We start from the raw sequence: 12,864 nt of genomic DNA, 5'->3' as shown, positions 1-12,864 counted from the left end.
GGGGCCGTTGGGGTCAGGCGGACTGCTCGGTGGTCTTCATCCGGCGCCAGGGGTGCAGCAGGGTGGCGCCGAGCTCTCCGGTGGTCGGGAACGCGGCCGGGTCGGTGAGGCCGACCGCTTCCGGGATCCGCCCGGGCCGCCAGGTGAAGCTCCCGAACACGTGGTCCCACAGCGACAGGTCGGAGGCGTAGTGGCCGGCTTCGGCGAGGTCGGTGCTGTGGTGCAGGCGGTGGAGTTCCGGGCCGGCCAGGACGTGGCCGAGCCAGCCGATCCGGACGTCGATGTTGGCGTGAACGAAATACCCCTGCGCCATCACGAATATTCCGACCACGAACACCGAATCCGCCGAGAATCCGATCATCGCCAGCAGGAGTTGGACGACGGACTGGGCGAACAGCACGTCCAGGAAATGGTTGACGCCGTTGTTGGCGACGTTCACCTTGTCCGGCACGTGGTGCACGCCGTGCAGTCGCCAGAGCCAGCGGTTGCGGTGCGACCAGCGGTGCACCAGGTAGTCCCCGAGCGAGCCGATCAGCAGGGCGAGCGGGATCTCCAGCGCGAACGGCAGCGCCGGACGGGCCGGACCGAGCGCCACCACCAGGGTGGCCACCAGCCCCTGGGCCAGCCCGCCGCCCGCCATGCTCAGCACGAAGTACACGCCGTACCAGCGCAGTTCACGCCCGCTCGGGTGCCAGTCGGTCCGGTACGGGATCACCCGCTCCAGCACCGCCAGGTAGCAGATGACGGCGATCAGCACGAGCGGGGAGACCTGGTCGGGCGCCCAGTGGAAGCGCAGTGTCGCGACGGCAGTGCACAGCACCCCCAGGAGCAGCAGCGGATGGGCGAGCCGGCGTGCGATGGCTGACAGCACGCTCCCCCTAGTTCTTCGCGGACTAACGAATGGAAACGTCAGAGACTCTAGCGGGAGGCGCAGGCGGGGTCAGTCATTCGACGTGTTAACGCCATGAATAACCCGATCGGAGGAAGATCCGCACACGAAGTTGACAAATCAGCGGCGTGAAGAGGGCGCATTCGAGGGCGGGTCGGGTCGGGCCGGAGTGCGGCGCGCGCGATTCCCGTACGGTCCGGCGCCCACGCCCCCTCCGACGCCCACCGCACGTCGGGGGCCGGCGGGCCGGGGCCGGGGTCCGGCGGGAGTGGGCGATCAGGGGCCGACAGGAGCGTCCGAGAGCGGGCCGGCGGGGGCTCAGGAGCCGGCCAGCTCCGCCAACCGGTCGGCGGTCCGCGGCCCGTACCGCGCGAGGCGCTCGCGCAGGCCGCGCAGCTCGTGCCCGACCAGCGCGGGCAGCGCGGCCACCGGCACCGACTCCAGGGCGGGCGCCAGCAGGTCCACGGCCGTGCGCGGATCGTGCGCGCAGGCGTGGCAGTCGGCCGCCCGGACGGTGAACAGCAGCCGACTGGACGGCAGCTGGGTCGGCCCGAGCAGGCCGAGCGCGGTCTCGGTGGCCGCCAGCGCCCGCCGGGCCAGCCGGGGATCGTCCACCGCGGCGGCGAGGTCGCGCAGCGCGGCGGCCGCGGCGGACTCCACCCGCAGCCGCATCGAGGCGATGGACAGCCACGGCACGTCCGCCTCGTCCCGGGCGTCGATGTGCTCCAGGTGCGCCCGGGCCAGCGCGATGTCGCGGACGGTGCCGCGCACGTCCCCGGTCAGGGCCCGGGCCCGGGCCCGGCTGATCCGGCCCATCGCCCCGGCCCAGGGCCGCCCGGGCGCGACCCGGTCGATCTCCCGGGCGTAGCCGAGCGCGGCCACCGGATCGCCGTCCAGCCGGGCCAGGATGCTGAGGTCGCTGAGCGTGCCGACCTGGGTGGCCCGGTCCCCGGCCAGCCCGGCCCAGGTGAGCGCCCGGTCGAAGCAGGCCATGGCGGTGGCGTTGCGGCCGCCCTGCATCCGCAGGGCCCCGGCGGCATGGGCGTGTTCGGCGGCCAGCCGGGCCAGCGGGCGGCGCTGGGCGGCGGGGGCGACGGCCAGCCGGGCGAGCACCACGTGCAGGGTGCGTTCGACGGCGGCGACCAGCCCGGCCAGGGCGCCGGTCTCGCCGGCCCGCAGCTGGGCGGCGAGCAGCCCGGCCAGGGCGTGCGCGGTGGCGGCGTCCAGCGGCGGCGCGGTGGCCGGGTCGGCGGCACGGAACTCCTCGCACAGGAGCGCGAGTTCCCCCGGCGGCGGGACGGCGCAGCCCTCGGCGTCGTGCAGCGGGCAGAGCAGTCCGTAGTCCGGCAGCCGGGCCGGGGCGAGCAGGACCGGTTCGACGGGAGTGGGCACGGCGGCGGACCCGGGCCCGACCGGCACCCCGTCCGGCACCCCGCCGGGTAGCGGCGGCCGGAGCAGGCCGGGGGCGAAGGGGGCCGACAGCGGCAGTCCGGCGGTCTCGGCGCGCAGGCAGGCGGCCACCAACTCCCCTCCCGCATTGAGGAGTTCGTCGATCCGCTCGGCCATCCTGGGGGCGACCCGGCGGGAGCCGTGCTCGATCTTGCTGACCGCGGTGTGGTCGTAGCCGATCCCCGCGCCGAGCTGCGCCTGGGTGAGTCCGGCCCGGCGCCGCCAGTGCCGCAGCCGGGCGCCGAACTCCCTCCAGGCGCCCGCCTGCTGGACGTCCGGTGGCGAGGCCGGGGCCGAACGGTTCCGGTGCACGGCTGTCCTCCCCCTGTACGCCCCCGACGCGGGGCCCTGGGACGAGTCCGACGAGGAGGACGGTACTCGATGGCTCCCCTCCCGTACATGAGGTGGTCTCAACCACTGAGAGGAAAGCCCAGCTTGACGCGAAACGGCAGCCGCACCTTGACGGAATTTGCCAACCCTATGCAGAGCCTGCACCAGCCATTGACCCGGGCATGACGCCATGTGAGTGTTCGGGCACCCGAGCGCGGACGGCCCGCACGGCCGTCCCCCAGAAGCGGCCCGCGGTGCGCCCACCAGCCTTTCCCGTCCGCGGTCGAGGACCCCCACTCGCGAGGAGCCTCGATGCAACGCAGAGTTTCCCCAGGACGGTTGCTCACCACGGCGACCACCCTGACCGTACTGGCCGGCCTGATCGGCGCCACCGCCGGGGCGGCCACCGCCGCGCCCACCCCCTCCCCCGCGCCGCCCAGCGCCCTGGCCGCCGCCGTGAACGCCGCCGACGCGGCCGCCGCGGCCGGCACCGACGCCCTGGCCAAGGGACCGGGCGAGACCTACGAGCGCAAGGCCGTCACCCCCTGGCTGAACGGCCTCTACTCGGTCTCGTACGAGCGCAGTTACCGCGGCCTGCCCGTGGTCGGCGGCGACGCCGTGGTGCTCGCCGACGGCAAGGGCACCGTGCGCGGCCTCCAGTCGGCCGCCACCGGGCCGGTCGGCGGCTCCATCACCCCGCAGATCAGCGCGGCGAACGCGGAGAAGACCGCGCGGACCAAGCTGCCGGTCGTCGACCAGGTCGAGTCCCGCCGCCTGGTCGTCCGGGTCAAGGACGGCGCCGGCCGGCTCGCCTGGGAGACCGTGCTCAAGGGCCGCACCGAGACCGCGCCCAGCCACCTGCACGTCTTCGTCGACGCCGCCACCGGCGAGGTCGTCGACAGCTACGACGACGTCGAGGCCGGCACCGTCAACAGCAAGTGGAACGGCCCCGGCCCGCTGACCATCAGCACCACCAACTCCGGCGGCTCGTACGCGCTGCGCGACCCGAGCCGGCCCGGCCTGTCCTGCTCCGACAACGACACCGGCCAGGTGTTCACCAAGTCCTCCGACTCCTGGGGCAACGGCAACCCGTCCAGCCGGGAGACCGGCTGCGGCGACGCCATGTGGGCGGCCCAGAAGGAATGGGACATGCTCCGCGACTGGCTCGGCCGCAACGGCCACGACGGCAACGGCGGCAGCTGGCCGATCAAGATGGGCCTCAACGACGTCAACGCCTACTGGGACGGCAGCTCCGTCTCGATCGGCCACAACCAGGCCGGCGAGTGGATAGCCGCCCAGGACGTCGTCGGCCACGAGTTCGGCCACGGCATCGACCAGTACACCCCCGGCGGCGCCAACAACGAGAACGGCCTCGGCGAGGGCACCGGCGACATCTTCGGCGCGCTCACCAAGGAGTACAACAACGAGCCCGCGCCGTACGACTACCCCGACTACCAGGTCGGCCGCGTGATCAACCTGGTCGGCCAGGGCCCGATCCGCAACCTCTACCAGCCCTCGCTGGTCAACAACGACCCGAACTGCTACTCCTCCTCGATCCCGAGCACCGAGGTGCACGCGGCCGCCGGACCGCTGAACCACTGGTTCTACCTGCTGTCCAACGGCTCCAACCCGGGCGGCGGCAAGCCCACCAGCCCGACCTGCAACAACTCCAGCGTCACCGGCATCGGCGTCAAGCAGGCCGGCCAGGTCTGGTACGGCGGCATGCTGCTCAAGACCAGCGGCATGACCTACAAGCGGTACCGCACCACCACCCTGACCGCGGCCAAGAACCTCGACCCGAGCTGCACCTTCTTCAACCGCACCAAGGCCGCCTGGGACGCCGTCAGCGTGCCCGCGCAGAGCGGTGACCCGACCTGCACGCCGTCCGGCAACAACGACTTCTCGCTCGTGCTCGGCCCCGCCGCCGGCTCCGTCCAGCCCGGCTCGTCGACCACCGCGACGGTCTCCACCGCCGTCACCTCGGGCACCGCGCAGACCGTCAACCTGACGGCCACCGGCGCCCCGACCGGGGTCACCGCGACGGTCAGCCCGTCCTCCGTGCAGACCGGCGGGTCCGCGACGCTGACCCTGGCCGCCTCCTCCGGCGCCCCCGCCGGCACCTACGTGATCACCGTGACCGGCACCGCCGGCGCGGCCACCCACACCGCCCAGTACACCCTGACCGTCGGCGGCGGCGGCACGCCCGGCGGCCCCGCGCCGGACATCGACGTGGCCAAGATCCAGGCCGACCTGGCCCAGCTGAACACCATCGCCAACCAGAACGGCGGCAACCGCCGGGCGGGCAGCGCCGGCCACAGCCAGTCCCTGGCGTACATCAAGGGCAAGCTCCAGGCGGCCGGCTTCCAGGTCAGCGAGCAGACCTGCACCTCCTGCACCTACCAGTCCAACAACCTGGTCGCCGACTGGCCCGGCGGCCCGTCCGACCAGGTCACCATGCTCGGCGCCCACCTGGACAGCGTCTCGGCCGGCCCCGGCATCAACGACAACGGCTCCGGCTCCGCCGTCCTGCTGGAGAACGCCCTCGCGCTCGCCCAGCAGAACCCCACCCTCACCCGGCACGTCCGCTTCGCCTGGTGGACCGGTGAGGAGCAGGGCCTCCAGGGCTCCCAGTACTACGTCGGCCAGCTGGGCTCCACCCAGCGCTCCGCGATCAAGGCCTACTACAACTTCGACATGGTCGGCTCGCCCAACGCCGGCTACTTCATCAACAACCTCACCGCCGCGGCCTCCGCGCCGATGAAGGCCTACTGGGACTCGCTCAACCTCCAGCCCGAGGAGAACGTCGAGGGCGTGGGCCGCTCCGACGACTACTCCTTCCAGCAGGCCGGCGTCCCGACCTCCGGCTACGCGGCCGGCGCCAGCGCCGTCAAGACCTCCGCGCAGGCCGCCAAGTGGGGCGGCTCGGCCGGGCAGTCCTACGACTCCTGCTACCACCAGTCCTGCGACACCACCTCCAACGTCGACGCCACCGTGCTCAAGCGCAACGCCAACGGCGTGGCCTACACCATCTGGAAGACCTCGGTCGGCGGCACCACCCCGGCCAACGACTTCTCCGTCTCGGTGAACCCGGCCACCGCCACCGTCAAGCCCGGCGCCTCCGCCACGGCCACCGTCGCCACCGCCACCACCTCCGGCTCCGCCCAGACGGTCAACCTGACCGCCTCCGGCGCCCCGGCCGGCGTCACCGTCTCCTTCAACCCCTCCTCCGTCCAGTCCGGCGCCTCCGCCACCATGACCGTCGCCACCGCCACCAACACGGCGGCCGGCACCTACAGCATCACCGTCACCGGAACCGGCTCCGCCACCCACACCACCAGCTTCACCCTGGTCGTCGGCAGCGGAACCCCCGACCCCGGCAACGCCTGGACCCCCGGCACCACCTACCAGGCCGGCGACGTCGTCACCTACAACGGCGTCAGCTACCGCTGCATCCAGGGCCACACCGCCCAGGTCGGCTGGGAACCGCCGATCGTCCCCGCCCTCTGGCAGCAGCTGTGACCCACCCGGGCCACCCTGCCTGACACTCCCAGAACCGCTGCGCCGCGATCCGTCGAGGGGGACGGACCGCGGCGCAGCCGCGTCCGCGGGCGGGGCGGGGGCGGGCCGGGGGGTGAGGCCCGGCCTGCTGCATTGTCGGACCCGTGTGCTTCCGTGTACGGAGCAGCAACCGGCAGCCACCGGACAGAGTGGCCGCCGACAACCGGACGCACGGACACAGGGCCCAGGGCACAGGGCACAGAGCACAGGAGGCACGATGAAGGGCTGGACGGGTGTGACCTGGGACAGCTGGCGGGACGCCGAGGAGATCCGCGCGCGCCTCGCCACGGGCGCCGACCCGGAGGACTGGGGCTTCGGCCAGCGGCCCCTGCACCGGGCCGCGTCCTACGGGTCCCCCGAGGTGATCACCGAACTCGCCGCCCGGGTGGCGGACGTGGACGCGCCGCAGGACGGGACCACGGCGCTGTGGGAGGCCGTCCTCGCCGGCCGGCCGGACAACGCCCGCGCCCTGGCCGCCGCCGGGGCCGATCCCTGGCGCCCCCAGCTCGGCGGCTGGTCGCCCGGTCGGCTCGCGCTGGCCGGTCCGGTCCCCGACCTGTTCCCCGTCCCGGCCGGGGAGCCCGGGCTGACGGCGGCCGAGCAGGCCACCGCCCGGAACGCCCGCCGACTCCTCGCGAACCTCGGCGACTTCCACTACGGGGGCACCGGCCTCGCCTGCGTGGCCGGCATCGACGCCGCCGAGGCGGTCCGGCGGCTCTCCGGCGAGCCGGTGGGCGAGGAGTTCATGGCGGACTTCCTCGACGACCCGTACGACCACGACCAGGACGACAGCCTGCTCCTGGTCGGCGTCACGACCGTGCCCGGCGGCTGCATCGTCACCCAGCCCTGGGGCTACACCCCGTCCACCCCGGGCGTCATGGCCCGGCTGACGGCCGGCACCTTCGGCTACGGCATGTACGCCAATCCCAAGAGCGGGAACCAGGGCGGCATCCACCGCGACGGCGTCACGGAGGACTGGGACCTCCACCCCGGCGGCGGGCCCCTCCCCGGTCACACCCCCGAGGAGGTCCTCACCGGGTACCTCTACCACTACAAGGCGATCGCCTACGCCTGTGCCTTCGCCGGCCTGCACCCCGCTGACGCCCGAGCCGTCACCGGGCCCGCCGACGTCTGGATACGCCTGCCCGCTCTGGACTACTGGGAGGAGCCGACCGACCAGTGAGTGGACCGGTCGGCGAAGTGACCGGGTGTCACCGTGCCGCGACGCGGCTGACGTAGAGTCGGGCGCCGGGGCGGAACCGCCCTGCCCTTCGTCGGCCGAGTCGAGGAGAACCCTGGTGACCACGGACACCGTGCCCGTGCCGGAACTGACCCCCGAGGCCGTCGAGGAGTGGCGGGCGGAGGAGGCGGAACTGGTCGACCTGCTCGCGCGGGCGCAGCGCGGCGTCGGCGGGATCGCCGCGTTCCGGCTCGGGCCGACGCCCACCGTGCTGGTGACCGATCCGGCCGCGGTGCAGCACGTGCTGGGGCGCCACCCCGACCGGTACGTGAAGCGTTCGCACCGGGCCCGGATGCTGGTCGGCGACGGCGTGCTGTCCGCCACCGGGGAGGCCTGGAAGCGGCAACGGCGGCTGCTGCAGTCGCAGTTCACGGGAACCGGGATGCGCCGCTACGAGCAGCGGATCGCCGCCGCCGCACGCCGCACCGCCACACGCTGGGAGGGGTACCGGCGCAGCGGGGAGACCTTCGACGTGGCCGAGGAGATGCGCGGCTTCGCCCTGGACACCGTCTGGCGGGCGCTCACCGGGCTGCCGCTCGACGCCCGCACGGACGCCGAACTGCGCTCGGTGGAACGGGTGGTGGCCGCGATGCCGACACTGCCGACCAACGCCGCCGACGCCCGGGACACCGTCGCCGAGGACCTCGCCCGGATCGACGCCGTCGCCCAGGCCGCGATCGACGCGGCCCGCGGCGCCGCCGACCTCCCGGAGCCGGGGGTGCTGCGCGTCCTGCTCGACGCCGCCGACCAACACCCCGAGTACACCGACCGGTTGATCCGCGACGAGCTGGTCACCCTGCTGGTCGCGGGCCACGAGACCACCGCCACCACGCTCACCTGGCTGTTCCTGCTGCTCGACGACAACCCCGGGGCCCGGCAGGCCGACCCCCACGCCCTGGCCAGCGAGACCCTCCGGCTCTACCCCTCCGCCTGGCTGCTCCCCCGGCACGCCGTCGAGGACGACGTGCTCGCCGGCCACCGCATCGCCGCCGGGACGGACGTGCTGGTCTGCCCCTACCTCACCCACCGCGACCCGGCCCTGTGGCCGGACCCGGAGCGCTTCGACCCCGCCCGCTTCGCCCCCGACGGCGCCCGTCCCGCCCAGCTCGGCGCCTACCTCCCCTTCGGCCTCGGCGCCCGCGCCTGCCTGGGCACCCAGTTCGCCCTCCGGGAGACCACCGCCCTGCTGGACCTCCTGCTCCCCCTCGGCCCCCTGGAGTTCCGCTCCCGCCCGACCGGGGCGGCCTACAGCATCACCGTCCGCCCGAACGGCCCGACCCCCGCCGCCTTCCGCCGGTAGGTCCCGCTCAACCGCCGGGTGGAGAGCGGCGGTTGGCTCTCCACCCGGCTCCGCTCAACGTCTCCACCCGACGCCTCCACCCGACGTCCGAGGCCCCTCGCCGCCCACCGGCCTACCGTCGAAGACATGACCGCGTTCACGCGCCGCACGGCCGCCGCCGGCGGCCTGTTGCTCTCCCTGGCCCTCCTGCCGACCGCCGTCGCGCCCTCGCCGGCCGAAGCCGCACCCGCCGCCCTCTCCTGGGGCGCCTGCCCGGCGCCGACCCCGAACGCCAACGGCACGCCGTTCCCGCGCGACCCGCGCCAGCAGTGCGCGACGCTGCGCGTCCCCCGCGACTACGGGCACCCCGGTTCCGGCAGCATCACGCTCACCGTCTCCCGGATCCGCACCGCCGACCCGGCCCACCGGCGCGGCGACCTCGTCGTGGTCCCCGGCGGCCCGGGCGGCTCCGGCCTCGACTACCCCGGGGCGGCCGTCGGCTTCCTGCCGCCCGAGGTCCTGCGCTCCTACGACCTGATCGGCTTCGACGAGCGGGGCGTCGGCAACAGCACGCCGGTGCACTGCGACCTGCCGGCCACCGACCGCGCCGCCCAGCTCAACTACCCGTTCCCGGCGCCCGACGGCTCGATCACCGCCAACCTGGCCTACGCCCGCCGGATCGCCGACACCTGCGCGGCCGCCGCCGGCCCGTACCTCGCCGACATCACCACCGCCAACTCGGCCCGCGACCTGGACCGGATCCGGGCCGCGCTCGGGCAGCGCCGGATCTCCTACCTGGGCACCTCCTACGCCACCTACCTGGGCCAGGTCTACGCCAGCCTGTTCCCCGCCGGCGCCGACCACGTGGTCCTGGACAGCACCGTGGCCCCCGGCGGCGAGCAGCAGGCGATCGGCCTGTTCAGCGAGGGCACCGAGGACGCCTTCCCGGCCCTGGCCCGCTATCTCGCCGACCGCGACGCGGCCCTCCACCTGGGCGCCACCCCCGGCGCCGTCCGGGCGAGCTACCTGCGGCTCGCCGCCGAACTCGACCGCGACCCCCTCGTCCTGTCGGACGGCCGGGTGCTGGACGGCGTCAAGCTGCGGGCCGTCACCTACTCCTCACTGAACAACCCGCGCTACTACCCGCTGGCCGCCGCCGTCCTGGAGCGGGCCGCCACCCGGTCGACCTCGGTGTCGGACGGCGGCTCCGGCGGCAACCCGCTCCCCACCGTCATCCCGGACAACTTCGTCGCCGCCCAGGACGCGGTGATCTGCGGCGACTCCGCCTGGCCGCGCGACCCCGCCGGCTACGCCGCGCGCACCGCCGCCGACCGGCGGCGCCACCCCTTGACCGCCGGCATGTCCGGCAACGTCTGGCCGTGCGCCTTCTGGCACTACCGCCCCGAGGAGCCGCAGGTCCGCCCGAACGCCGACGGGCCGCGCGACATCCTGATGCTCCAGAACCGCTACGACCCCTCCACCCCGTACTCCGGAGCCCGCCGGACCCACGCGGCCTTCGGCCACCGCGCCGCCATGGTGACGGTCGACGCGACCGGCCACGGCGTCGACTTCACCGACCCCCTCGTCCGCGACCCGCTCACGACCTTCCTCCTCCACGACCGCCTCCCCGGCTGACGTGGCAGCGCCCCTCCCCCCGGACCGACGAAGTCCACGGGGAGGGGCGCTGCCACGCCGTGGGCAGGTGTCACAACCGGGCTCAGAAGCCGAAGACGTCCCCGGTGTACTTGGTCAGCGTGCTGCCGTTGGCGTAGGTGTGCGACCAGGTGACGGCGGTGGCGCCCCAGTTGCCCTGGGCGGTGGCGGTGACCGGGGCCTGCTGGGCCGTGGGCAGCCAGGTCGGGTGGACCAATAGCTTGGCGAAGTCGCCGTTGACGCCCGCCAGTTCGCTGCAGGCGGCGGTCGGGTCGGCGACCGTGCCGGTGCCGGTGACGGTTAAGCCGGCGCCGGACTGCACGGCGGTACAGGACAGGTCCGCCGAGGTGGTGTTGCCGGCGGCGTCGGTCCTGGTCAGGTGGACCGAGCCGAGCTGCGTCGCGTCCGTGGTGAGGGCCTGGGCGGTGCCGGTGGTGAGGATCACCGTGGCCGCGCCGGCCGCGAGCAGGCCGGTGACCGCCGTTGCGATGCGTCGCATGAGCAGTGCCTTTCCTTCGTGCTGTCCGGGCCATCCGTGCCCGGGCAGGCTGTGGGCACCACACAACCAGCCGGAGGTGCGCGAGGAGTGAAGATCACCCGAACTTCTGTGTCAGGTTCACGCCAATCATTTCGGCCACCCCGCCGGGGGGGGGGGGGCGGGCGGGCGCCCCCCGCCCCCCCCCCCCCCCCCCCCCCGCGCCCCCCCCCCCGCGGGGGGGGGGGGGGGGGGGGGCGGCTGGCCCCGGCCCGGCCCCGGCCCCCCCGCCCCGGGGCCGCAGCCGAGCCGGTCAGTCGGTGCGTGTCTTCGGGTTCACCGTGCAGAAGTAGACCCGGCTGTTCTGCTTGTCGATGTAGAAACTGCCCGAGTACTGGTTCTGCGTGACCGTCCGGTCGAACGATTCGCTGTGCAGCCACGCCGACTTGGTGTCGCCGAGCTCCCCGGCGAGCGCACCCGGCACGGGGCAGTCGATGCCCTGCTCCTTCCAGGTCCCGCCCCCGGTGATGCTCGCGAGCGTCGCAGGCTCGATGTGGACAACGCCGTCGAGGCTCACGTCAGTCGGCCCGGGCACCCCCGATCCGCTGTCCTTCCCCAGCGTCTGGCCGACCCACTTCGCCCCCGACAGCTCACCCAGTTGCGGAAACCGACGCTTCAACGGGTCGACATCGGTACGGATCTGCGCCGTGGTCGCCGTGGCGGTGGGTGTCGCCGGGACGCTCCGACGATCCTCGGATTCCGCCCGGGTCCGATCCGAGGCGCAGCCGGCGGCGAACAGCGCCACCGCGGACAGGAGGATCAGGGTTCGGGCACGACGGGAACGCCCGTTCAGCTGTACACGGTTCATCGGTTCATCATCCTCGTATCTCTCGCACGGTCGAAATCTCCTCGGTCGAACGACATCGAACGACGCGGGCAGGGCCTGCCCCGGCGAACTCATCCCCGGGGCAGGCCCTGCGTCCTCACGTCACCTGTTTCCCGACCCACCGCCCGAGATGGTGCTGCTACCGGGGCTACCGATGGTCCATGTGACGGTCGTCTCCAGACTCCCCCGTGTGGTGAAGGGCTTGGCCCAGCCCAGGGTCGCGAACCTGCCGTTCTCGTTGTCCGGGGTTCCGGTCGCGATGTCCGACATGTTCTTGTTGAAGTCGTACTGGTCCAGCGCATGGATGGTGACCTTCATGGTCACCTGATTCCCCTTCACACTGACATCGGCGCTACCCCAGACCCGGTGGTCGCCCAAGGCCTTCTGCCAGTTCTCGGTCGAGGGGTAGTGGTCCTTGGCACGAGCGGACACGTCGCGCCCCGTCATGCTGAAGGTCGTCCGGCCCGTTCGCAGGGCGATCTTCTCGGCCCAGTCCTTCGCGGAGTCCACTTCCTCGTCGACCAGCTTGTGGATCTCGTCGTCCTCCTCGTAGGCCTTCTTGTAGTCCACCGTGTAGTCGGCGCCGGACCCGTCGGAGTAGTGCATGTAAGCATCCGCCCCGTCCTTCACGTCACACCGGCTGACATGCATCCAACTGCAGTTCTGGGCCACGATGCCCTTCGTCCGCCAGCTCTTGTAGCTCTGCTTGTCCTTCTCCGTTGCCTTGACGGACGGGTCGTAGGGAAAATCGTTCCCGAAGTCGACCTTGGGCTCGTCCGCCCGGCCGACGTGGTACTTGTCGTCCGGCTGTCCCGCGTCGAGGGACGCCTGCGTGCCGGCCTTGTACATGTTGATGCAGTCGAAGCTCTCGGGCATCTTCATGCACCGCACATCCGGGTCGTAGAGCCCGGACCCGTCCGCTCGGTTCATCGGGTTGTTGTGCGCGTACGCGTAGGCGTTCCACTGCTGGGGATCCGCCTGTGCCAGAACGGGGTCCGGGCTGAGGAAGCGGCCGGTGCCGGGCTGGTACTGGCGGGCGCCCAGGGTGGTGAAGCCGGTCGCGTCGTCCTTCAACCCGTTGACGAAGCCCTTGTCGCCGGCCCAC

At 73.2% G+C, this 12,864-nt stretch carries 9 protein-coding genes; 4 read left to right on the top strand and 5 right to left on the bottom strand.

Annotated elements, in window-relative coordinates; genetic code table 11:
• Window positions 1-13: 13 nt before the first annotated feature.
• Window positions 14-871, bottom strand: a complete 858-nt coding sequence (locus ACFWXO_RS35600) for a sterol desaturase family protein (RefSeq protein WP_380529279.1) — start codon at window positions 869-871, stop codon at window positions 14-16.
• A 336-nt stretch (window positions 872-1,207) separates the two neighbouring features.
• Entirely contained in the window at window positions 1,208-2,650 is a 1,443-nt protein-coding gene (locus ACFWXO_RS35595) for a helix-turn-helix domain-containing protein (RefSeq protein WP_380529277.1), read from the bottom strand.
• Window positions 2,651-2,980: 330 nt separating this feature from the next.
• Between ACFWXO_RS35595 and ACFWXO_RS35590 the strand changes: the two genes are divergently transcribed.
• From ACFWXO_RS35590 to ACFWXO_RS35575, 4 genes are all read left to right on the top strand, one after another.
• Entirely contained in the window at window positions 2,981-6,187 is a 3,207-nt protein-coding gene (locus ACFWXO_RS35590; protein WP_380529275.1) for a M28 family peptidase, read from the top strand.
• A 256-nt stretch (window positions 6,188-6,443) separates the two neighbouring features.
• Window positions 6,444-7,409: an ankyrin repeat domain-containing protein gene (locus ACFWXO_RS35585; protein WP_380529273.1), complete on the top strand. Its 966-nt coding sequence runs from the start codon at window positions 6,444-6,446 to the stop codon at window positions 7,407-7,409.
• A 112-nt stretch (window positions 7,410-7,521) separates the two neighbouring features.
• Entirely contained in the window at window positions 7,522-8,766 is a 1,245-nt protein-coding gene (locus tag ACFWXO_RS35580) for a cytochrome P450 (protein WP_380529288.1), read from the top strand.
• A gap of 126 nt (window positions 8,767-8,892) precedes the next feature.
• Window positions 8,893-10,380, top strand: a complete 1,488-nt coding sequence (locus tag ACFWXO_RS35575; RefSeq protein WP_380529271.1) for an alpha/beta hydrolase — start codon at window positions 8,893-8,895, stop codon at window positions 10,378-10,380.
• A gap of 82 nt (window positions 10,381-10,462) precedes the next feature.
• On the opposite strand, the gene ACFWXO_RS35570 is transcribed toward ACFWXO_RS35575, so the two are convergent.
• The 3 genes from ACFWXO_RS35570 to ACFWXO_RS35560 all read right to left on the bottom strand — a co-directional run.
• Window positions 10,463-10,897, bottom strand: a complete 435-nt coding sequence (locus ACFWXO_RS35570; RefSeq protein ID WP_380529269.1) for an SSI family serine proteinase inhibitor — start codon at window positions 10,895-10,897, stop codon at window positions 10,463-10,465.
• 289 nt (window positions 10,898-11,186) lie between these two features.
• Window positions 11,187-11,741: a hypothetical protein gene (locus ACFWXO_RS35565; protein ID WP_380529267.1), complete on the bottom strand. Its 555-nt coding sequence runs from the start codon at window positions 11,739-11,741 to the stop codon at window positions 11,187-11,189.
• 120 nt (window positions 11,742-11,861) lie between these two features.
• Window positions 11,862-12,864: RHS repeat-associated core domain-containing protein (locus tag ACFWXO_RS35560; protein ID WP_380529265.1), on the bottom strand; the 1,003-nt coding region annotated here is incomplete at its 5' end.

The organism is Kitasatospora sp. NPDC059088 (genome assembly GCF_042738155.1).
In the GTDB taxonomy this organism is placed as follows: Bacteria; Actinomycetota; Actinomycetes; order Streptomycetales; family Streptomycetaceae; genus Kitasatospora.
Note: the sequence above shows the minus strand (reverse complement) of the source record. Positions and strands in the feature narration are given on the sequence as shown.

Coding starts and splice junctions, on each gene's coding strand:
- ACFWXO_RS35575 (WP_380529271.1), top strand. CDS start 8,893: ATGACCGCGTTCACGCGCCGCACGGCCGCCGCCGGCGGCCTGTTGCTC.
- ACFWXO_RS35565 (WP_380529267.1), bottom strand. CDS start 11,741: ATGAACCGTGTACAGCTGAACGGGCGTTCCCGTCGTGCCCGAACCCTG.
- ACFWXO_RS35590 (WP_380529275.1), top strand. CDS start 2,981: ATGCAACGCAGAGTTTCCCCAGGACGGTTGCTCACCACGGCGACCACC.
- ACFWXO_RS35570 (WP_380529269.1), bottom strand. CDS start 10,897: ATGCGACGCATCGCAACGGCGGTCACCGGCCTGCTCGCGGCCGGCGCG.
- ACFWXO_RS35585 (WP_380529273.1), top strand. CDS start 6,444: ATGAAGGGCTGGACGGGTGTGACCTGGGACAGCTGGCGGGACGCCGAG.